This window comes from Thiomicrospira sp. R3 (assembly GCF_029581415.1).
In the GTDB taxonomy this organism is placed as follows: Bacteria; Pseudomonadota; Gammaproteobacteria; order Thiomicrospirales; family Thiomicrospiraceae; genus Thiomicrospira.
The window spans coordinates 1702713-1723432 of record NZ_CP121121.1 but is presented as its reverse complement, the minus strand read 5'-3'; the positions used below and the strand labels follow the sequence as shown (position 1 = coordinate 1723432).

Below are 20720 nucleotides of genomic sequence, written 5' to 3'. Positions count from 1 at the left end.
AAAAATTAAGGTTATTCACTTGCCGCTTTAGCAACATCATGATAGACCACCATAGGTGGTTTTTTACCTTGAATAACCGCTTTGTTTACGACTACTTTCTCAACATTTTCCATGCTGGGTAATTCATACATAGTATCTAACAAAACCTGCTCAAGTATAGAGCGTAAACCCCTTGCACCTATTTTTCGAGCTATCGCTAATTTAGCAATCTCAGACAAGGCATCCGTTCTAAATTCCAGTTTTGCACCCTCAAGTTCAAACATCTTCTGAAACTGTTTAACCAATGCATTTTTAGGTACAGTTAAAATCTGTACCAATGCCTTTTCATCCAACTCAGTAAGTGATGCTATCACCGGCAAACGACCTACAAACTCAGGAATCAAACCAAACTTAGTAAGATCTTCAGGCTCAATTTCAGCAAACTTCTGCGTTAAGGTTTTTACCTTGTCTTTAGATTTTATATCGGCAGAAAAACCTATACCTAAATTTTTCTCGGTTCGCTGTTCGATAATTTTATCCAGTCCTTCAAATGCGCCACCCACTATAAATAAAATCTTAGAGGTATCAACATAAATCATTTCTTGATTAGGGTGTTTACGTCCGCCTTGTGGTGGAACAGCTGCTTGTGTACCTTCAATCAACTTAAGCAATGCCTGCTGAACACCTTCCCCAGATACATCGCGTGTAATTGAAGGATTTTCCGACTTTCGTGTAATTTTATCAATTTCATCGATATAAATAATACCCCTCTCAGCCTTAGCGGGATCATTATCGCAGCGTTGAAGAAGCTTTAAAATAATACTTTCAACATCCTCACCTACATACCCCGCTTCAGTCAAGGTAGTGGCATCGGCTATCGCAAAAGGGACATCCAACAATCGTGCCATTGTTTGAGCTAGCAAGGTTTTTCCTGAACCTGTAGGTCCAATGAGTAAAATATTACTCTTTGTAAGTTCAACTTCATCCGCGTTGTTGGCGTTTTGTAAACGTCGGTAATGATTATATACAGCGACCGATAAAACTTTTTTGGCCTTTTCCTGACCAATTACATAATCATCAAGAATTGCATTTATTTCACGCGGAGTCGGTAAATGATCAAGATCAAACGCATGTTCAACATCAGCGCCTAATTCTTCATGCAAAATATCATTGCATAATTCGATACACTCATCACAAATGTATACCGAAGGCCCTGCTATCAGCTTTCGAACTTCATCCTGACTCTTTCCACAAAAAGAACAATACAACATTTTTTCTTTCATAACATCTCTCAATCCTAGCGGTTATGCAATACCTGATCAACCAAACCATATTCCATCGCACCTTGTGCGCTCATAAAGTTATCACGATCCGTGTCGTTTTCAATTACCTCAATAGGCTGTCCAGTATTTTCAGCTAAGGCACGATTTAACTTGTCTTTAATATACAATATTTCGCGTGCATGTATTTCAAAATCACTCGCCTGCCCCTGAAACCCACCCAATGGTTGGTGAATCATTACGCGTGAATTGGGCAATGCAAAACGCTTACCTTTAGTACCCGCGGCCAATAAGAACGAACCCATGCTCGCTGCTTGACCCATCACCATAGTTGAAACATCAGGCTTAATGAAACGCATCGTATCATAAATCGCCATTCCCGCGGTAACACTACCGCCAGGCGAGTTAATATATAGATGAATGTCCTTTTCCGGGTTTTCTGCTTCCAAAAACAACATTTGGGCTACAATCAAATTCGCCATATGGTCTTCAACCTGCCCTACTAAAAAAATTACACGCTCTTTAAGTAAACGTGAATATATATCATAGGCACGCTCACCTCGGCTGGTTTGCTCTACCACCATAGGCACTAACGCATTGCTAATTACCGATGTATTCATTATCCACCTCTACAAAATCTAATTTATATTCTAATCGAATGTTAAAAACAAAAACCCTATGATGGTTTAAACCATTCATAGGGTTTGGGCATATAAGCAAATTAAAGAACTTAAGCCGCTGAAGCGCTAACAATCTCATCAAACGCTTTAGTTACTTCATTTACATTAGCTTCAGCCATTATTTTTTTCGCTACAGCTGATTCTACAATTACAGAGCGTGCTTCATTTAAACGCTGTGGATTTTCTTTATACCACTGTTTAATTTCATCCGGATCTTCGTATGCAGAGGCTTGATCAGCAATAAACGCATCCAAATCAGCTTGTGATGCCTGTATGTCATTCGCTTTTATAACATCACCAATGACCAAGCCTAACTTAACACGCTTTTTAGCCTCTTCGCTGAAAACATCAGCTGTTAAGCTTGGCATTTGACCTTTAGGCATACCCTGCTGCTCTAAACGTTGCATATAGTTTTCCAACATGCTCTGCGCTTCTTGCGCAACCAAAGACTTAGGCACTTCAATATCCACTGCTTTTTCTAATGCATCAAAAGCAGCCTGACGGTTTTTAGCATCCAAAGTGCGCTTTAATTCACGCTCCATGTTCTCACGGATTTCTTTACGCAATGAATCAACGCTCCCATCATCGATACCAAATGATTTGATGAACTCCTCGTCTAGCTCAGGCAACTGTTTAGTTTGTACTGAATGGACAGTAATATCAAACTGCGCAATTTTACCCTTTAGGTGTTCCGCTTGATAGTGCTCTGGGAAAGTAACATCAATTGTTTTTGATTCCCCTTTTTTCATACCAATAATGCCATCTTCAAAACCTGGGATCATTCGACCAGAACCGAGCTCTAATGGTACATTTTCAGCCTTACCACCGTCAAACTCAACACCCTCAAGCTTACCAACAAAATCAATAATAACCTGCTCACCCATGTTCGCTTTTTTCGCCGCATCCGCTGGCTTCCATGCTGAGCGCTGTTCCTGCAAACGTTGAATCATTTTATCAACATCGCCTTCTTTCACTTCAGCATTCAATTTTTCAATTTTAATCGAATCAAAAGCAGGCAAAGTAATTTCTGGGTAAATATCAAATCGTGCGTCAAATTTAATTTCGCCCTTTTCTAACTTTACGTCGTCAAATGCAGGATAACCAGCAGGGTTATAACCCTCTTTGTCCATAGCGTCAAAAAAAGCATAGTGCAATGCTTCACCCAAAAGTTCCTGCTGAACTTGCGGCAAATAACGTTTTTTAACCATATTCATTGGAACTTTACCAGGACGGAACCCATCCATCTTGACCGTGCGGCGCATTTCATTCAGACGCTTTTCAACCTTCGCGTCAAAATCATTAGAAGGAAAGCTGACGCTAATTTTATGCTCTAGGCCTTGCTCAGGTTTTTCGACAGATACTTGCATACAAATTCTCAAATAGTTATTAAATTCAAATGGCTACTGCGTTTGGTATGTAAAAACCTACAAACACAGCAATAATTAATAGTCCCAAAATTATACAGATATAGGCAAAAACAACAAGAAAAATATAAACACCATTAAAACATTAGTATTTACTTATTTTATTTATCCAAGCGGATCACATTATTTAATAATATTGGGCTACAATAGTAATTGTAAATTCAAATTAAACTAAAATTGGAGAAGTACATATGATTATTGAACGTGTTGTTTTAATGGTAGCTGGTTCTGTTGTTTTGGTCAGCTTAGCGCTTGCGGTGTACGTTTCACAAGCCTGGTTGCTTTTAACCGCTTTTGTTGGTTTAAACCTGATTATTTCTGGTGTATTCCGTTTCTGCCCAATGGTCATTATTTTGAAAAAACTAGGCTTAAAGCACGGTTCACCTTTTTTAAAAGAACGAGCTTAAACACCCCGCTTCATCGGGTTGAGGCATTTTGCCTCAACCCGCCCACTTCTACTCAAATCCCTTGCTGATTTCTTCTATTTGTTGTTCGAGTTCTAGCCATTGCATTTCTAGCTCGTCTAGCTCGTTTTGTAGTTGAGTTTGTTCTGCTAATAATGTATTAAGTTCTTGGGTTTTATCGACTTGATAGATGCTCTCATCGGCCAGTTGCTGATGGAGTTCATCCATACGCTGCTGGTGTTTTTCAAGTTGTTTATTAACCTGCTCTAATTGCTTGCGCGGCTTTTGAGTGGCGTGTTGAAGGCGCTTGCGTTGTTCGGCATTTTGTTGGCGTTGTTGTTTTTTATTTAAGCCCGCGTCTTCAACCAGGCCTTTATGCCCGTCTGGGTATGGTTGTGTGGAGTCATTTTTTGCTTCGCTCTTGGCTTGTTTTTGTTGCTTAAGCAATACCAATCTTTGGTGCAAATAGGCATCCAAATCACCATGAAATAAACTCACCTGCCCTTCGTGGACCCACCAGTATTGATCCACAATACCCGCTAGCATATGACGATCATGCGACACAACAATCAATGCGCCTTCAAACGCCTGCAGCGCTTCATCCAGTGCATCACGCGCATCCATATCTAGATGGTTGGTGGGTTCGTCAAGAATAATCAAATTCGGCTTTTGGTAAACAATCACCGCTAAAGAAAGCCGTGCTTTTTCACCCCCAGAGAAATGGCGAATCGGTGATAAGGCTTGGTCATGGCTAAAACCAAAACCTCCGAGAAAATCACGCGCTTGCTGATCGGTTAGGGTTTCAAACTCACGCAACAGGGTTTGCACCGGTGTGGCATCTAAATCCAACGCCTCGACTTGGTGCTGGGCAAAATAACCGACTTTTAAACCCTTGGCATAACGCATTTTGCCAGTTTGGGCTTTAAGCTCTTGCACAATCAGCTTTAAAAAGGTCGATTTACCACTGCCATTCACCCCAACCAAGCCGATACGATCACCCGCACGTAGCACCAGATCAATCGATTCAAATAGTGGGTTTTCATCGGGATAACCAAAACCTAGCTTTTCGACCTGCAACATCGGGTCTGGCAAATGATCCGGATTAAAAAACTCAAATCGAAGCGGGTTAGTCGCCTGCAAGGGCGCAATCTCTTCCATTCGCTCCAGCGCCTTAACGCGGCTTTGTGCTTGTTTGGCTTTGCTGGCCTTGGCTTTGAAGCGGGTGATAAAGGTTTTAAGGTGCTGCATACGCTGCTTTTGTTTGTCGAGTAACGACTGCTGTTGCATCAACTGCATACTGCGTTGGCGCTCATAGCTTTCAAAGTTGCCGGTATAAAGCGCAATCCGCTGCTCCTCCATCAGCGCAATGCCACTCACCACCTGATCCAAAAAATGCCGATCATGTGAAATTAACAATACCGCGCCACTATAGGCCGCCAACCACTGCTCCAGCCAAGCCACCGCTTCGATGTCCAAATGGTTAGTGGGCTCATCCAGCAATAACAAATCCGATCGCTGCATTAAGGCTTTAGCCAGTTTTAAACGCACCTGCCACCCACCGGAAAACGCCCGATATTCTCGTGCTAAATCTGCTCTCTCAAACCCCAAACCATACAACAACTGCTCGGCTTTGAGCGGCACTTGATAAGCTTGAATATGATCGAGTTGATCATGCAAATTCACCATGGTATTTGAATCATTCTCCTGCTCAGCCTGCTTAAGTTTATTTACCAACTGATAATACAAGCTATCGCCAGACAGCACATAGTCCATCGCGCTCAATGCGCTTTCTAAGTCTTCTTGCTGAACATAGCCCACCTGCCAATTAGCTGGCATCGAGATCTGCCCGGCATCGACAGTTTGCTGGCCTAAAATCGCCTTAAATAAGGTCGATTTTCCGACGCCATTGCGCCCAATAATGCCGACTTTTTGACCAGGATGCAGCGTAAGGCTGGCATTTTCTAACAGCGACTTGGTGCCCGCGCGCAGGGAAATCGATTGAATCGCTAGCATACTTAGCTCGGCTCGCTCTGAATACGACCGTCCACCAGCGTGATGGTTTGTCCAATTTGGGCGGCCAATTCTAAATCATGGGTCACCACCAGCAAGGCGGTATCAAACTGCTCGTTCAGTGACAGCATTAGCTCAAACACCTGATCAGCCGATTTTGAATCCAAATTACCGGTCGGCTCATCCGCAAGGATACAACCAGGTCGGGTTATAAGCGCGCGCGCTATCGCCACGCGCTGACGTTCGCCACCCGACAACTCCGAGGGTTTGTGGTGCAAACGATGACCCAAACCCACCTGTTTTAACAAATCGGTGGCTTGACGCGCCGACTCAAATGCGTCTTTTCTGGCCACCCGCAAAGGCAACATCACATTCTCCAGCGCCGTTAGCTCCGCCAACAGATAGTGAAATTGGTAAACAAACCCCAGATGCTGATTGCGCAACAAACCGCGCTTGGTTTCAGATAGGTTCGAGAAGTCTTTACCCGCCAGCCTGACTTCGCCGGTTGTCGGTTTGTCTAAGCCTGCCAATAGGTGAAGCAAGGTACTTTTTCCAGAACCCGAGGCGCCAACAATCGCCATCCGCTCACAAGCGGATAAAGAGAGATTGATATCCGCCAAAACCTCAGTGACCAGCTCACCGTCTTTGTAGGTTTTGCCAAGATGATTCGCTTGCAAAATAAACTCACTCATAACGCAGCGCCTCCGCAGGTTGAATTCGTGATGCGCGCCAGGCCGGATAAAGGGTCGCCAACAGGGTTAAAACAAACGCCAATCCTGACACCGCCCAAACGTCGCTCCAATCTAACTTGGAGGGCACTTCGCTAATGTAATAGACATCAGCAGGGAAAAACTGGAAGCCAAATAGTTGTTCAATAAACGGAATAATCACATGAATATTCAACGACAACACCACGCCGCCAACCATGCCGAGATAAGCACCAATAATGCCTATAATCAAACCTTGAATAATAAATATGGCCTGAATACTCATTGGCGATGCACCAATCGTGCGCAACACCGCAATGTCCTTCTGTTTATCTGTTACCACCATCACCATGGTCGAAACAATATTAAACGCCGCCACCATAATAATGAGCGCCAGCACGATAAACATCATGCGTTTTTCCATTTGAATCGCTTTAAAAAAGTTGGCGTGTTGCTGAGTCCAATCACGGATTAAAAACTGATCGTTAAAACTAACGATATAGTCGCGCCTAACCTCATAAACCTTAAACAAGTCATCAATTTTTAACTGCAACCCACTGACCGTTTGATCACGATACCGGAAGATGGTGGCCGCATCTTCTAGGTGAATAATCGCCATACCGGAATCATATTCATGCATGCCAGCACGGAACAAGCCCGTGACACTCAAGCGTTTAATACGTGGCAACATACCCACGGGCGACACCGCACCCTGCGGCGCAATTAAGGTAACCGAATCGCCGACTGACACGCCCAAGCTCTGTGCCAGCTCCATCCCTAACACCACGCCATAACCCTGCGCGGTTAGCTCCGACAATGAACCGGTAATCATATTATCTTCAATACTGGAGACCTCGGATTCATACTCAGGCAACACGCCACGAATCATCACGCCTTTAACCCTCTCGCCCTTTGACAGCATGCCCTGCTCCATAATATTCGGCGCGGCACCCAACACTCTTGGATGCAGTTTGCTCATTTCATACAGTTCTTGCCAATTAGCCAGGTTGTGGTGGTTATCTGACAGGGTTAAATGGGCAGTCATCCCCAAAATGCGCTCACGCAACTCGTGCTGAAAGCCGTTCATAATCGACATCACCGTAATCAGTGCCATCACACCGAGTGCAATACCAATCATCGAAGACATGGAGATAAACGAGATAAAACCATTACGGCGTTTGGCGCGAATATAGCGCAACCCCAATAGCCATTCAAAAGGAAGTTTAAACATACAATTCTCTAAGGTTTGTTGGAATCATCCGCGGGTGCGGACTTGGAAATAAAAATTGGTAAGCCATAGTTTTTCTGTATCGCCAGCATGCGCAAACCAAACACGACAATCATTGCCAGTAAAATCGCCAGCTCTCGGTTTTCTATAAAATGTAACCCTAGCACCAATACACTTGCCCCCAAAAACGAGGCGGTAGCATAAATCTCTTTTCGGAAAATCAACGGCACTTCACCCACCAGCACATCACGAATAATACCGCCTACCACACCGGTCATTATGCCAAACATAATGACAATCGGATCACTAAAGCCTAAATCAAACGCTTTTTGTGCGCCAATCACGGTAAATACCGCCAACCCCAGCGCATCCAGCACCAACAGCAATTTCATCGGAATATCAAAATAACGATTGTACACATAGACAATCAGGGTTGAAATCACAATCACATACACATAAAGGGTTTGCTGAGTCCAAAACACCGGCACATCTAAAATCAAATCCCGCAGAGTACCGCCACCCACCGCGGTTACCATCGCCAATACCACCGCGCCAAACAAGTCGAGTTGCTTACGACTGGCCGCCAGCAAACCGGTAATCGCAAACACCACGGTGCCTAATAAATCTAAAAAATGAATCGCCGTTAGAAAGTTCATAAGTTCGCGATTTAGCTCGTCATAAAAAAACATCCTATTCTATCTCAAACGTAACACGATAAATTCCCAAGCGTTAAATTTTTCAGGCTAGAATAGCGGTCTAATTATTAAGTGATGCAAAAGGCAACCCAGGCATGAGCCAAAATTTATCCCTTGTTGATTTTAAACCGATTGAACTCAAAGCTAGCCGCTCCCATTGGGGGCCACTTAATCTAAGTGAGCAAGCACTCGCGATAGTGCAACAAGCGATAACCGCACCAGGCCTGGTGGTGCTGGTGTGCTCTGATATGGCGCAAGCCAATGAAATGATGGAGCTGACGCAATTTTTTGCGCCGGACACGCTCACACTGTTGCCGCTTCCTGAATGGGAAACCCTGCCCTATGATCGTTTTTCACCCCACCAAGACATTATTTCTGAGCGCTTAAAAACCCTCTATCAATTGCCCCAAACCCATAAAGGGCTGTTGATTATTCCGGTAGCGAGTTTATTACAAAAAATCGCGCCCGCGCAGTTTATTCAGCAACACACTCTATTACTTCAAGTCGCTCAACGTATTGATAGCGCCCAGTTTGCCAGCCAACTTGAATCGGCGGGTTATCAACGGGTGAGCCAAGTGATGGAGCATGGTGAGTTTGCAATTCGCGGTGCTCTGATTGATTTGTTCCCGATGGGCAGCCGCCAGCCGCTGCGCATTGATTTGTTTGATGACGAAATCGACACGCTTCGCCTGTTTGATGTCGAGAGCCAACGTACTACCGGGCAAATCGAACAGGTTGAGCTGCTGCCCGCGAAGGAATACGACTTTAGCGAAACCGGCATTGCCCAATTTCGCCAAGCGTTCCGCGAGCAGTTTGCGGGCGATGGACGTAGCAGCGCTCTCTACAAACAAGTCAGCGAGGGCGAAAATGTCGGCGGATTAGAGTATTATCTGCCGCTGTTTCATGCGCAAACCGCCACCCTATTTGACTATCTACCCGCCGATGCGTTGTTTTTTGACACGGCGGATTTAGAAAACGCGATCGAGCACAATTGGCAAGACTTTAACGAGCGCTATGAGATTGGGCGCTATAACCCAGATTATCCGCTCTTAGCGCCCAATCAATTAATCCTAAGCGCCCCCGAATGCTTGGGACAACTTAAAGCCTTCCACCGCATAAGTCTGCACAGTGCTAGCGAAGGCAAGCGCTTTAATGCGAGATTTGATAGCCAAACCCTGCCCGACTTACGCGTTGATTCACATTCTGATTATCCCTTGGCGAAACTCACTGCATTTATTGATCGTTATGCGGGTCAATTGGCCTTCTGTGCAGAAAGCTTAGGACGACGTGAAACCCTGCTCAACCTGTTGAACAAGCAGCGTATTCAACCTAAGGTATTTGAATCCTGGGCAGAGCTTTTACAACACCGTGCTGAGTGCACCGCACAACAACCAGGCCTGGTTGTCGGGCCGTTGCAGGAATCCATCCACACACGCGATTTTACGTTAATTGCCGAGGCGGCTTTACTCGGTCAAACTGTGGTGCAAAAACGTCGCCGCCGCACCAAGCACCATGAGTTTGATCAGGCGATTAGTAATCTAGTTGAGCTAGAAATCGGCAGCCCAATGGTGCATATTGACCATGGTGTCGGTCGTTATCTAGGTTTAGAAAAACTGGCTTTGGGTGGTGATGAACGCGAGTTTTTAATGATTGGTTATGCCGGTGGCGACAAGCTGTATGTGCCGGTGAGCTCATTACACCTAATCAGCCGCTACACCGGTGCCAGCCCAGAAACCGCGCCGCTTCACAAACTCGGCACCGATAAATGGGATAAGGCCAAACGCAAAGCGGCTGAAAAAGTGCGCGATGTCGCCGCTGAACTGCTCGACATTTATGCGCAACGCGAAGCCAAACAAGGTTACAGCTATCAACTGGCGGATGAGGCTTATGCACAATTTTGTGGCGGCTTTGGGTTTGAAGAAACCTATGACCAAATGCAGACGATTGCCGCTGTGGTCGCGGATATGCAATCGAAAAAACCGATGGATCGTTTGGTCTGCGGTGATGTCGGTTTTGGTAAAACCGAAGTGGCGATGCGTGCAGCGTTTGTGGCGGCTTACGATGGCAAACAGGTCGGCATTCTCGTTCCCACCACCCTGCTTGCCCAACAGCATTTTGAAAATTTTAAAGATCGATTTGCTAACTGGCCGATTCGCATTGAAGTGTTATCACGCTTCCAAACCGCCAAACAACAAAGCCAAGTGCTCCAAGCCCTAGCGGATAACAAAGTGGACATTATTATCGGCACCCATAAACTGATTCAAAAAGATGTGGTGTTTAGCAATCTAGGGCTATTGATTATTGATGAAGAGCATCGATTTGGTGTGCGCCAAAAAGAGCAACTCAAAAAACTGCGTGCACAGGTCGATGTATTAACCATGACCGCCACGCCGATTCCTCGCACCTTGAACATGGCCATGAACGGTATTCGTGATTTATCGATTATCGCCACCCCACCGGCGAAGCGCCTGTCAGTGCAAACCTTTGTTCAGCCCTGGCAGGAAGATATCGTGCGAGAGGCCTGCTTGCGTGAATTACGCCGCGGCGGACAGGTGTATTTACTGTTCAATCAGGTGGATAAAATTGAACACATGGCTGAAAAGATCCAAGCACTGATTCCCGATGCGCGTGTTGGTGTGGCGCACGGTCAAATGCATGAACGTGAGCTGGAAAAAATCATGCAGGACTTTTATCATAGACGCTTCAACATTCTGGTCTGCACCACCATTATAGAAACCGGCATTGATGTGCCCAGCGCCAATACGATTATTATTCATCGTGCGGATAAATTCGGACTGGCTCAGCTGCATCAACTAAGAGGTCGCGTGGGGCGTTCTCATCACAAAGCCTATGCCTATATGCTCACCGGTGACAAGGCGAGTATTACCGAAGATGCCCAAAAACGCCTAACAGCGATCGCCAAGCACGACACACTGGGCGCAGGCTTTATGTTGGCCAGCCATGACCTAGAAATTCGTGGCGCAGGTGAATTATTAGGCGAAGGCCAATCAGGTCAAATCCACGAAATTGGCTTTGGCTTATACAGCGAACTTCTCGAACGCGCAGTCAATGCACTTCGTTGCGGTAAACAGCCTGAACTAAATGCGGATTTGAGTGGCGGTTGTGAGGTCGATTTGGGCTTTGCCTCACTGATTCCTGAGGATTATTTGCCCGACATTCATAGCCGGCTAGTGTTTTACAAACGCATCGCCAGCGCCCAAGACGAAACGCAATTGCATGAGCTGGAAGTCGAGATGATTGATCGGTTTGGTTTGTTACCTGAGCAGGTCAAAAACCTGTTTGCCGTGACACGTGTTAAACTGCTTGCGGCGCCGATTGGGATTAAAAAACTCGATGCGGGTGATACAGAAATTCGGATTCAATTTAATAACCAACCGAATATTGATGCGCTCAAACTTATTCAACTCATCCAAACTCACCCCAAACGTTATCAGCTAAAAGGTCAAACAGAACTCAAGGTTTTCGATACAATGCCAGATATGAAAACCCGAATTACTACGTTAGAGTTTGCTCTGCAAAGCCTAGGTGTTGAACAATAATGAGTCAAAAACCATGAAAAAACTATTTTCAAGTCTAATAATGTTAGTGTTATTTCAATCAGGCCTGGTTATGGCTAACCCTTTGCAGGGCGCTAAGGTACAGGTCGAAGTTATCATTTTTCAATCCTTAGCATTGCGTGGCTGGACGGAGGAATATTGGCCTGATTTCGATGGCATTACCTCCATAGCAGATACGATTCGACTTGGTGAGCCTAACAACTACGCCCAACTTATTGAGCCCAGTAAATACAGTTTAGTTGAAGAAGTCAGTAAAATGACGACTGACCGGGGATATGATGTATTAGCCCACTTTGCTTGGCAACAACCCTTGCAATCCAATCAACTGGCTATACCGGTTTTAATAGAGCCCACTATCCAATCAAGACGTGCCGAAACCAGCCCGCTTCTAGGGAAAATTCGCCTCTTCCAGGAACGCTTTATTCATGCTGAAGTTTATCTAGAACTTGATCGCCAAATCCCGGTTAGAATAAGAGAGCGGTTTGCTGAACACCAACAAATACCGGCTGATTGGTTGCCAGACAGTTGGCGTTTTAAGATTGACGAGTCACGCCGCATGCGCTACGGCCAACTTCACTATCTTGACCACCCTATCTTCGGAGTCTTGATCAAAGTTGACCGTGTAACGCAATAATAACCAGATTTAACTTTTACTTTCAGGCAAAACCAAATTTAACTCTAATACCTCAAAACCATTTCCTTCATCTAAAGAAATTTTGAGATTATCTTCATCAATCTGGACATACTTGGCAATGACCGCTAGGATCTCTTCACGCATTTTAGGTAAATAATCCGGTGACTTAGCCTGAGAGCGCTCATGCGCCAACAAAATTTGCAACCGGTCTTTGGCCTTATTGGCAGAATTTTTTCTACGCTGACCGAGTAAATAATCTAATAACGCCATATCTTACTTCCCAAACCATTTTTTAAACAAGCTCTTATGTTCAACCGATATAAAACGCTGTGGTTTATCTTCGCCTAAGAAGCGATCAACAATATCCTTGTACGCTTCTGAAGCGTTAGCCCCTTCGGTGAGAATAACCGGCATCCCTGAATTAGATGCTTGGAGCACATCTTCCGACTCGGGCACAACACCAAGCAATTTAATGCTTAATAACTCAACCACATCTTCCATGGCTAACATTTCACCCGCTTGAACGCGGTTAGGGTTATAACGCGTTAAAACCAAATGCTCAACAATCGGATCGCCACCTTCGATCGCACGTTTAGACTTGGCCTGGAGGATACCCAAAATACGGTCAGAGTCACGTACAGATGAAACTTCAGGATTGGTTACAATAATAGCCTCATCGGCAAAATAAAGCGCAAGCTGAGCGCCTTTCTCAATGCCGGCTGGAGAATCGCAAATTACATAATCAAAACCCTCAGCACGCAAGTCCTCAATAACCTTACCCACACCTTCAAAGGTTAAGGCATCTTTATCACGCGTTTGCGAAGCGGCAAGAATATAAAGATTATCAACTTTTTTATCTTTTATAAGTGCCTGTTTTAGACTCGCTTCACCCTGAACCACATTAACAAAATCGTACACCACTCGACGCTCACACCCCATAATTAAATCTAAATTACGCAGCCCAACATCAAAGTCAATGACAGCGACTTTAAAGCCTTTTTTTGCTAAACCAGCCGAAAAACTAGCACTCGTTGTGGTTTTACCCACCCCTCCTTTGCCTGACGTTACTACGATAACACGTGCCACATGGACTCCTTTAGAAAACGTGAATTTTCAAAATTTATAATAAATTAAATACTAACCTGTCCTGCTGCAAGCAAATTTCAACCCATCCTTGCTTATACTCAGGCTTAATGTCTTCCGCCATTTGGTATAAACCCGCGATACAAACCATTTCGGCATCCAGCTGTTGTACAAAAATACGGGCTTGACGATTACCGCTACTCCCAGCAAAAAGCTTGCCTTTTGCTTTACCATAAACATGAATATGCCCATCTGAAACCACTTCTGCACCTGGATTAATAGATGATTTAACAATTAAATCACGCCCTTTAGCATAAACCTGCTGCCCAGAACGCACCGCTGAATCAATCAACAATGCGCCCTGATCAGGTTTGTCATCCATTTCTTTAACTGATTTAACTGGCTTAGTTTCTTGTGTCGCTTTTTCGCTCGACGCTTTAACAGGTTCAAACACCGCCAGGCCTGCATACTCAGCCTGTTCAATTAGAGTGGCATCCGCTGTGCGAACGCCTACTGGCATCATATTATTTTGATGCAGCAACTCAACCAATTGAGCTAAAAAAGTGGGCGCCAAAGGAGCTATTTCAGGCTCAATAACAATAGGCAACGCCTTAAAAAAATCCGGAGCTTGCGCCACTTTCTGGGCTAAAACCTGTTTAACCTCTGTAAAATCATCGCTAAACACCTTGAGCACCGAGAGCGACAACACGGAACCTTTTAAGGCAATCACTTGATTCATTAAATGTCTCAATTTAAAAATGTTTGTTATTTTAGCATGCCAGATAAAAAAGGCTGAAAAAACCTGCTAACCGGGTGATCGTAATCAGCAATATTACTAAACCTATGCCCACCCCCTTTAGACACACAACAAGCTACATCGGCTAAATACTCAAGCGCCAGTTGCGCATCCAACACTTCATCATCCAATTGCTGCAACACGAGTAAACGGGAGCGTAATAGAGGAGATAGGCTTTTAACACGATAAGGTTCCAGTCGTTTTAGATGCTCGGGTAACCAGTCAAAACGCTCAGAATTAATCGATTTCAAACAGGCATTGTTGCTGTTTTTTTGATGCCAGGGAGGAATGGCAGGATTGATAAGCACAGCAGGAAGACAAAATTTATTGGCTAAAAATAATGCCAAAAAACCACCTAAAGAGGAACCGATTAAGCCAACTTCATAGTTTGGCATTAAGAGTTCTAGGCTTTGCTCAAGTGAATCAACAGCTAACCGTGTATCTGTTGGTAAGCTGGGAGTATAAACATGGCGCTTACCAAAGAGTTGTTGGTAATGACGTGCTTTACTGCTTAAACCACTAGACGCATAGCCATGAATATACACAATTAGGCTGGGTTTAGTCGAAAAGGGTAAAGGATTCACGCTTATTAGTTAATATCCATTTCCGCTTTTATTTGCTCAACCCACTCATTGACACGCTGATCGGTTAACTCTGGCTGCTGATCTTCATCAATAGCTAAACCAACAAAAAACTCACCATCTTCGGTAGCCGCTTTCGATTCATCATACTCATAGCCTGTTGTAGGCCAATAACCTGCGGGAGTTCCACCATTTTCAAGAACCACATCATGCATCATGCCGACTGCATCAATAAAGTACTCTGCATAGTCTGCTTGATCGCCCAAGCCAAAACACGCAACTGTTTTGCCCGTAAAATCAATAGAAGAAAAATCATCCCAAAAATCATCCCAGCTTGATTGGCGCTCACCGTAATACCAAGTCGGTTGGCCTAAAATTATCTTTTGGTACTTGTCAAAATCAGATTTTTTCGCGCCCGCAATATCGTGTACATCGACACAATCAGCGCCTAGTTTTTGCTTAATTAAATCTGCCACACGCTCAGTATTCCCCGTGTCCGTACCGTAAAACAAGCCAATCTTTTCCATAAATCTTCCTTTTAAGCTAAGTTTGGGCACCGCCCAGGAGTTAGAACTAGTAAGTTTTAACTGTATCAAATTCCAAAAAGTGCGACAATACTAACACAGGTTTATCTTTCATCTTATTTAGCTATTTTATCAAACTCTATGAAAAAAATTGATTGCTTTCGTTGCCAATACTTCTATGTCACTTGGGAACAAGCCAACCCACGCGGCTGTAAAGCCTTTGGCTTTAAAACGTGGAAACTTCCAAGTCAAATTGTTGAGGAGTCATCCGGTCAACCGTGCATGCAATATCGACCCAAACCCAGCCCAGAGCAAAATCCATCTAATAAAAAAGGGTGGATCGCCTAATTACTTAACAGTTTAGCGAGCGCCTGCCAATTAAATAAAGGCCCAGGATCGGTTTTTCGACCTGGCGCGATATCACTATGTCCAACGATCGCTGGTTTTGGTATCGTGGGATAAGCCCTAAATAAAGCCTGAATGCACAAGGCTAGCTGTTGATATTGAATCGCGGTATAACAAATATCATCCGCGCCCTCTAACTCAATGCCAATTGAAAAATCATTACAACCAGAACGCCCCTGATAACTCGACAGACCTGCATGCCATGCGCGCTGATTAAAATCAACGAATTGAACTATTGAACCGTCTCGCTTAATCACTAAATGCGCAGACACCCTTAACCCCTCCAAGGTTTTATAGTAAGGATGCGCTGCTGAGTCAAGTTGGTTTGTAAAAAGCTGCTCTATCCCCCCGGTGCCAAACTGACATGGTGGCAGACTGATTCCATGAACCACAATTAAATCTATAACCAGGCCTGGTGGTCGACTATCAAAATTTGGACTTGCTATCCATTGTGCTTCTTTTAAGCGGCCTGAGTCAATATGGTAAGGCATATCTAACCCCTCAATTTTCCCATTCTAAGTTATAATTAGATTTTATTACACAACCACTTATTAAACTTATTTTTATGAACCATTACTTTGCAGATTTAACAAAAAATGTCCAACATGCGCTTGCTGAAGATCTAGGTGCAGCTGATTTAACGGCTGAACTTATTGCCGAAAACACACAAGCAAGGGCACGTGTAATTGTGCGTGAAAAAGCCATTATTTGCGGCCAAGCCTGGTTCAATGAGGTGTTTAAACAGCTTGACGACACGGTGTTAATTTCATGGCAGTGTGAAGATGGCGATTCGGTGGCAGAAAATCAATTGCTCTGCGAAATCCAAGGATCAGCTCGCTCCATTTTAACAGCCGAACGCACTGCATTAAATTTTATGCAAACCTTAAGTGCCACGGCGACACTAACTGCACAGTATGTTGCGGCATTGGGTGAAACAACCACTCAACTATTAGACACCCGTAAAACCTTGCCGGGTTTACGCTTGGCGCAAAAATATGCGGTCAAATGTGGCGGTGGCCGCAACCATCGCTTGGGCTTATATGATGCGATACTGATTAAAGAGAACCATATTATCGCCTGTGGAGGCTTAGAAAAAGCCGTAAAAAAAGCCAAACAACTCCACCCAGGCGTGCAGGTTGAAGTGGAAACCGAAAACCTTGATGAAGTTAAACAGGCGTTAAATGCACAAGCAGATATTATTATGCTAGATAACTTTAGCCACGAAATGATTCGCCAAGCCGTCGCGCTAAACCAAGGGCAAGCCAAACTCGAAGTATCTGGCAACATAGAAATCGATCAACTCAAAAGCCTTGCCAATACGGGTGTTGACTTTATCTCTACAGGTGCTATTACCAAACACCTACGCGCAATTGACTTATCAATGCGTTTTGAGTTTTCATAAGGATTAGGTCATGCATACGGTGTTACAAGAAAATATTCTAATGGCGGTGGTACTTTTGTTGGGACTCGCTGTCCTGACCGTTTCTGTCGCTCGCCGTTTACATTTTCCACCAATCCTAAGCTATATTCTGGTAGGCGTTATTGTCGGGCCTGGGGGCTTTAGTCTAATACAAGACGAAAGCAACGTTCGCTTTCTAGCTGAATTCGGCATTGTATTTCTTCTTTTCACCATTGGGCTTGAGTTTTCTATCGCACAAATGCGCGCCATGCGTAATATTGTTTTTGGACTGGGTAGCTTACAGGTTCTTGTCACAGGCGCATTGGCCTATTTAATCGGCTGGTTACTCGACTTCGATAATCACACCAATATTGTCATCGCCAGCGTCGTCGTTATGTCCTCAACCGCGATTGCGATAAAACAACTCAGCGCACAGGGTGAAATTCAATCCCGCCATGCACGTAATGCTATAGGTGTGTCGATCTTTCAGGATATCGCCTCGATCCCCCTCCTTATTTTATTTTCCGCACTGGCCTTTAGCCAAGACGATTCGTCTTTAGGTGAAGCGCTGGGCATTTCGTTTTTAAAGGGCGTGTTTGTTGTTATCTTAATGCTAGTATTGGGTCGTTATTTACTTCGCCCCTTATTTCATGAAGTCGCCGCAGCGAAATCCACTGAACTCTTTATGCTTACCGTCTTGCTCGTTGCATTAGGCGCAGCCACCTTTACTGAACAAATTGGCCTTTCTCTGACCCTAGGCGCTTTTTTAGCCGGCATGATGCTAGGCGAAACTCAGTTTCGTCACCAAATTGAGTCGGATATTCGTCCATTTCAAGACATCTTACTTGGCTTATTTTTTATCACTGTTGGCATGATGATCATGCCCAGCCTAATTTGGGATAATCTAGCTATTATTTTACTGGCCACAGTCGGCATTATACTGCTCAAAGCGCTAGTTATTTACGGCTTAATGCGTATTTTCTTTAGGGCGACCAGCAGTGGTGTCGCCATCAGAACAGCCGTAACCTTGGCACAGGTCGGCGAATTTGGTCTAGTTTTGATTGCATTGGGATTCTCCTACCAATTACTCGACAATGATGTAGGACAACTAGTGCTATCTGCATCGGTATTAAGCATGATGTTGGCCCCTTTCCTCGTTAAGTTTAATGGTCGTATTGCCAACCTTCTGAGTTTTGATTATGTTAAAGAAAAGCGTGATATGGAAACCCATATTGAACTGGATAATGAATACCTTAAAGACCATGTGATTGTTTGCGGCTTTGGCCGCGTCGGTCAAATAACCACACGCTTTTTACGCAAGGCAAATCAAGCCTACATCGCGCTTGATCTTGATGCCACACGTTTAAAAGAAGCGCAACTTGCGGGTGAAAATGTTTACTATGGTGATGCCGCTAAACCGGATATTCTTGTCGCAGCAAAAATTGACAAAGCTAAGGTGATTATCATCACCCACCATGATTACCATTTAGCCCTAAAAACCTTACGCTCTATTCGCTCACTCGACCCGAGCATACCGGTACTGGTTCGTATCCCTGATGATGAGCATGCTGACGAACTGGTTGCAGCGGGTGCAACGGAGGTCATCCCCGATTATTTTGAATCCAGCATCATGCTTGCCTCTCACCTCCTATTAATGCTGGGGCACCCTCCAAGCCAGGTGTTAAGAGAAACCCGTCAAGCGCGTGCCGACCGCTATACGCTGCTATCGAACTTTTATCCTGGCGAAAGTGATTTAAGTACGGGCTCTCCGCTCGCTCATGGCGGCGTGATTCATGCAGTCAAACTGGATGAAAGCGCTTATGCCATAGGAAAACGCCTGCACGAATTCCCTTTTGAAGACTACGATGTTCGTGTTGATGCTGTTAAACGTGGTTCTGTTCGTGGTGAAAACCCAGATGAACGCACACGACTGCGTCCCGACGACACCCTAATCATTTCAGGATTGCCAGAAGCCGTTGAAACGATAGATCGAATTCTAAAAACAGGTAAATAGTGATGAATGAAACACAACCAGGCCTGGTTGGCGAGTTAAATAATAAAATAATGGATCTAGAAATTAGATTAAGTTACCAAGACGAAACGCTGGAGGCAATGGAAAAAACCCTTGCCGACCAACATCAATCCATTCAAGGTTTAACAAGAAAGTTAAACCTTTTAGGCGAATACCTTAGAAGCTTAAAAGAGCATCCGATTAAGCCTTTAAGTGAAGAGCTACCGCCCCCTCATTATTGATCATCGGTCTCGGATACTGTTTTCGCAGGTAGCTGCAAAACTGGATTTTGAGCCATTTCAGATGGAATCAAGAAGAAAATACCGCGCTGTCCCTTTCTGAACTGAATACCGGCTTCACGGCCTTTTTCACTCACAAAGGTTTTAAACCCCCTTTTCTCAAGCAAACCCTGCTCTACAAGCCTTGCTTGCAATTCTTGGGGGTGAATAGCCATTTCACGCGCTAACTTAGCCAGTGTTAATCGCTGCAACTTAGGCTCGGTCGAATAATTACGCTCTAGCTCCACAGCTTGAGGAGCTGATGAAGGATTATAGTCAAGATTTAAACCATACTTTTCGATGTAGTTAAAATCTAACGCCTGATGCTGCTCTAATAAGCTAGCCAACTTGGCTTTAAGTTGACTCGTTGAAAGACTATTATTTAACCCAAATAATCGCTTAACCGCATTAATAATCCCGCCTTTAGAACTCGAATCTTGTGTGCCTAATAAGTCCTTAATGGTATCTGAGCGCACAATCATATCAAAGCCTTTTTCTGGCTTGACTAATTTAGCGCGGTAATCCACAAGGATGTAATGACTAAAGTCTGGCACTTTACCAAAAACAGGCTCTAGCAGCACTTTCAATATATGTTTATTTTTTTCAGCATTTTCAACAGGTGAATTTATGCCATAAAAAGTTCGTTTAAACCTATTCCAGTAAGCAAACTGCCCTTCAGTATTAACTTTAAGACCATTTGAAAAATTCTTCGTTTCAAAGAGATTAACATGACCATCTGTAGCAATGACCAAATGATCAATTTGTGACTCAACATCACCGTTATTTAATCTCAAATCATGCAAAATAATCACATCTTTTCGATCAGCAAACAAACTTTCTATAAATGTTGAGGCATTATATTTACCTCTATCCCCCCCACGAACGCGCTTTAAATCCACTAACACTCTGCGTTTAATGTCTTCTTGCTCAGTGGTTAATTGGTCTAATATCCACTCTAATTGCTTAATATCATCTGTACGTGGTTCAAATTTTTTAAGTACAGTCATTTCTATCCTTTTTAATT

The 20720-nt window shown here is 44.2% G+C and carries 20 protein-coding genes; 6 read left to right on the top strand and 14 right to left on the bottom strand.

From position 1 onward, the window contains the following. Positions 1-11: 11 nt before the first annotated feature. From clpX to tig, 3 genes are all read right to left on the bottom strand, one after another. Positions 12-1262: an ATP-dependent Clp protease ATP-binding subunit ClpX gene (gene clpX, locus P8S55_RS08750; protein WP_289223840.1), complete on the bottom strand. Its 1251-nt coding sequence runs from the start codon at positions 1260-1262 to the stop codon at positions 12-14. A gap of 14 nt (positions 1263-1276) precedes the next feature. Beyond that, a complete protein-coding gene (gene clpP / locus P8S55_RS08745) occupies positions 1277-1879 on the bottom strand; it encodes an ATP-dependent Clp endopeptidase proteolytic subunit ClpP (protein ID WP_289223839.1) in 603 nt (200 codons plus the stop codon). 110 nt (positions 1880-1989) lie between these two features. Beyond that, on the bottom strand, positions 1990-3306 hold the full coding sequence (tig, locus tag P8S55_RS08740; protein WP_289223838.1) for a trigger factor: 1317 nt from the start codon (positions 3304-3306) through the stop codon (positions 1990-1992). 248 nt (positions 3307-3554) lie between these two features. On the opposite strand from tig, the gene P8S55_RS08735 reads away from it, so the two are divergent. Further along, on the top strand, positions 3555-3770 hold the full coding sequence (locus P8S55_RS08735) for a YgaP family membrane protein (RefSeq protein WP_289223837.1): 216 nt from the start codon (positions 3555-3557) through the stop codon (positions 3768-3770). Positions 3771-3818: 48 nt separating this feature from the next. On the opposite strand, the gene P8S55_RS08730 is transcribed toward P8S55_RS08735, so the two are convergent. Genes P8S55_RS08730 through P8S55_RS08715 form a run of 4 tightly spaced genes read right to left on the bottom strand, consistent with a single transcriptional unit; the run spans position 3819 to position 8368 of the window. After that, complete coding sequence (locus P8S55_RS08730) at positions 3819-5780, bottom strand: ABC-F family ATP-binding cassette domain-containing protein (protein ID WP_289223836.1); 1962 nt, start codon at positions 5778-5780, stop codon at positions 3819-3821. Positions 5781-5782: 2 nt separating this feature from the next. Then, positions 5783-6469: a lipoprotein-releasing ABC transporter ATP-binding protein LolD gene (gene lolD, locus P8S55_RS08725; RefSeq protein ID WP_289223835.1), complete on the bottom strand. Its 687-nt coding sequence runs from the start codon at positions 6467-6469 to the stop codon at positions 5783-5785. Continuing rightward, on the bottom strand, positions 6462-7715 hold the full coding sequence (locus tag P8S55_RS08720; protein WP_289223834.1) for a lipoprotein-releasing ABC transporter permease subunit: 1254 nt from the start codon (positions 7713-7715) through the stop codon (positions 6462-6464). The genes lolD and P8S55_RS08720 overlap by 8 nt, the downstream gene beginning before the upstream one ends. An 8-nt stretch (positions 7716-7723) precedes the next feature. Beyond that, entirely contained in the window at positions 7724-8368 is a 645-nt protein-coding gene (locus P8S55_RS08715; RefSeq protein ID WP_289223833.1) for a trimeric intracellular cation channel family protein, read from the bottom strand. Positions 8369-8502: 134 nt separating this feature from the next. Between P8S55_RS08715 and mfd the strand changes: the two genes are divergently transcribed. Then, the gene (gene mfd / locus P8S55_RS08710; protein ID WP_289223832.1) at positions 8503-11967 is read left to right on the top strand and encodes a transcription-repair coupling factor; all 3465 of its coding nucleotides are present in this window, start codon (positions 8503-8505) and stop codon (positions 11965-11967) included. A 13-nt stretch (positions 11968-11980) separates the two neighbouring features. Beyond that, the gene (locus tag P8S55_RS08705) at positions 11981-12619 is read left to right on the top strand and encodes a CsiV family protein (protein WP_289223831.1); all 639 of its coding nucleotides are present in this window, start codon (positions 11981-11983) and stop codon (positions 12617-12619) included. Positions 12620-12628: 9 nt separating this feature from the next. Here P8S55_RS08705 and minE read toward each other — a convergent pair whose 3' ends face one another. The 6 genes from minE to ampD all read right to left on the bottom strand — a co-directional run bounded on the left by minE (position 12629) and on the right by ampD (position 16499). Beyond that, a complete protein-coding gene (gene minE, locus P8S55_RS08700) occupies positions 12629-12889 on the bottom strand; it encodes a cell division topological specificity factor MinE (RefSeq protein WP_289223830.1) in 261 nt (86 codons plus the stop codon). A gap of 3 nt (positions 12890-12892) precedes the next feature. Beyond that, the gene (gene minD, locus P8S55_RS08695) at positions 12893-13705 is read right to left on the bottom strand and encodes a septum site-determining protein MinD (RefSeq protein WP_289223829.1); all 813 of its coding nucleotides are present in this window, start codon (positions 13703-13705) and stop codon (positions 12893-12895) included. A 34-nt stretch (positions 13706-13739) separates the two neighbouring features. After that, on the bottom strand, positions 13740-14441 hold the full coding sequence (gene minC / locus P8S55_RS08690) for a septum site-determining protein MinC (protein ID WP_289223828.1): 702 nt from the start codon (positions 14439-14441) through the stop codon (positions 13740-13742). Between the two features lie 26 nt (positions 14442-14467). After that, on the bottom strand, positions 14468-15082 hold the full coding sequence (locus P8S55_RS08685; protein WP_289223827.1) for a YqiA/YcfP family alpha/beta fold hydrolase: 615 nt from the start codon (positions 15080-15082) through the stop codon (positions 14468-14470). A 5-nt stretch (positions 15083-15087) separates the two neighbouring features. Beyond that, the gene (locus P8S55_RS08680; RefSeq protein ID WP_289223826.1) at positions 15088-15606 is read right to left on the bottom strand and encodes a flavodoxin; all 519 of its coding nucleotides are present in this window, start codon (positions 15604-15606) and stop codon (positions 15088-15090) included. A gap of 341 nt (positions 15607-15947) precedes the next feature. Next, positions 15948-16499 (bottom strand): 1,6-anhydro-N-acetylmuramyl-L-alanine amidase AmpD, encoded by a 552-nt coding sequence (gene ampD / locus P8S55_RS08675; protein ID WP_289223825.1) that lies wholly within the window; start codon positions 16497-16499, stop codon positions 15948-15950. Between the two features lie 74 nt (positions 16500-16573). Here ampD and nadC point away from each other — a divergent pair, with 74 nt between their 5' ends. Genes nadC through P8S55_RS08660 form a run of 3 tightly spaced genes read left to right on the top strand, consistent with a single transcriptional unit; the run spans position 16574 to position 19660 of the window. Next, positions 16574-17410, top strand: a complete 837-nt coding sequence (gene nadC / locus P8S55_RS08670) for a carboxylating nicotinate-nucleotide diphosphorylase (RefSeq protein ID WP_289223824.1) — start codon at positions 16574-16576, stop codon at positions 17408-17410. 10 nt (positions 17411-17420) lie between these two features. Next, positions 17421-19421, top strand: coding sequence for a cation:proton antiporter (locus P8S55_RS08665; RefSeq protein ID WP_289223823.1), 2001 nt, complete (start codon positions 17421-17423; stop codon positions 19419-19421). Positions 19422-19423: 2 nt separating this feature from the next. Beyond that, positions 19424-19660, top strand: coding sequence for a SlyX family protein (locus P8S55_RS08660; protein WP_289223822.1), 237 nt, complete (start codon positions 19424-19426; stop codon positions 19658-19660). Here P8S55_RS08660 and P8S55_RS08655 read toward each other — a convergent pair. Further along, positions 19654-20703, bottom strand: a complete 1050-nt coding sequence (locus P8S55_RS08655; protein WP_289223821.1) for a nuclease-related domain-containing protein — start codon at positions 20701-20703, stop codon at positions 19654-19656. The genes P8S55_RS08660 and P8S55_RS08655 overlap by 7 nt on opposite strands. Between the last annotated feature and the right edge of the window lie 17 nt (positions 20704-20720).

What these genes read in the sequence shown, in the direction of transcription:
- clpX (WP_289223840.1), bottom strand. Translation starts at nt 1,262, where the DNA reads ATGAAAGAAAAAATGTTGTATTGTTCTTTTTGTGGAAAGAGTCAGGAT.
- clpP (WP_289223839.1), bottom strand. Translation starts at nt 1,879, where the DNA reads ATGAATACATCGGTAATTAGCAATGCGTTAGTGCCTATGGTGGTAGAG.
- tig (WP_289223838.1), bottom strand. Translation starts at nt 3,306, where the DNA reads ATGCAAGTATCTGTCGAAAAACCTGAGCAAGGCCTAGAGCATAAAATT.
- P8S55_RS08735 (WP_289223837.1), top strand. Translation starts at nt 3,555, where the DNA reads ATGATTATTGAACGTGTTGTTTTAATGGTAGCTGGTTCTGTTGTTTTG.
- P8S55_RS08730 (WP_289223836.1), bottom strand. Translation starts at nt 5,780, where the DNA reads ATGCTAGCGATTCAATCGATTTCCCTGCGCGCGGGCACCAAGTCGCTG.
- lolD (WP_289223835.1), bottom strand. Translation starts at nt 6,469, where the DNA reads ATGAGTGAGTTTATTTTGCAAGCGAATCATCTTGGCAAAACCTACAAA.
- P8S55_RS08720 (WP_289223834.1), bottom strand. Translation starts at nt 7,715, where the DNA reads ATGTTTAAACTTCCTTTTGAATGGCTATTGGGGTTGCGCTATATTCGC.
- P8S55_RS08715 (WP_289223833.1), bottom strand. Translation starts at nt 8,368, where the DNA reads ATGAACTTTCTAACGGCGATTCATTTTTTAGATTTATTAGGCACCGTG.
- mfd (WP_289223832.1), top strand. Translation starts at nt 8,503, where the DNA reads ATGAGCCAAAATTTATCCCTTGTTGATTTTAAACCGATTGAACTCAAA.
- P8S55_RS08705 (WP_289223831.1), top strand. Translation starts at nt 11,981, where the DNA reads ATGAAAAAACTATTTTCAAGTCTAATAATGTTAGTGTTATTTCAATCA.
- minE (WP_289223830.1), bottom strand. Translation starts at nt 12,889, where the DNA reads ATGGCGTTATTAGATTATTTACTCGGTCAGCGTAGAAAAAATTCTGCC.
- minC (WP_289223828.1), bottom strand. Translation starts at nt 14,441, where the DNA reads ATGAATCAAGTGATTGCCTTAAAAGGTTCCGTGTTGTCGCTCTCGGTG.
- P8S55_RS08680 (WP_289223826.1), bottom strand. Translation starts at nt 15,606, where the DNA reads ATGGAAAAGATTGGCTTGTTTTACGGTACGGACACGGGGAATACTGAG.
- ampD (WP_289223825.1), bottom strand. Translation starts at nt 16,499, where the DNA reads ATGCCTTACCATATTGACTCAGGCCGCTTAAAAGAAGCACAATGGATA.
- nadC (WP_289223824.1), top strand. Translation starts at nt 16,574, where the DNA reads ATGAACCATTACTTTGCAGATTTAACAAAAAATGTCCAACATGCGCTT.
- P8S55_RS08665 (WP_289223823.1), top strand. Translation starts at nt 17,421, where the DNA reads ATGCATACGGTGTTACAAGAAAATATTCTAATGGCGGTGGTACTTTTG.
- P8S55_RS08660 (WP_289223822.1), top strand. Translation starts at nt 19,424, where the DNA reads ATGAATGAAACACAACCAGGCCTGGTTGGCGAGTTAAATAATAAAATA.
- P8S55_RS08655 (WP_289223821.1), bottom strand. Translation starts at nt 20,703, where the DNA reads ATGACTGTACTTAAAAAATTTGAACCACGTACAGATGATATTAAGCAA.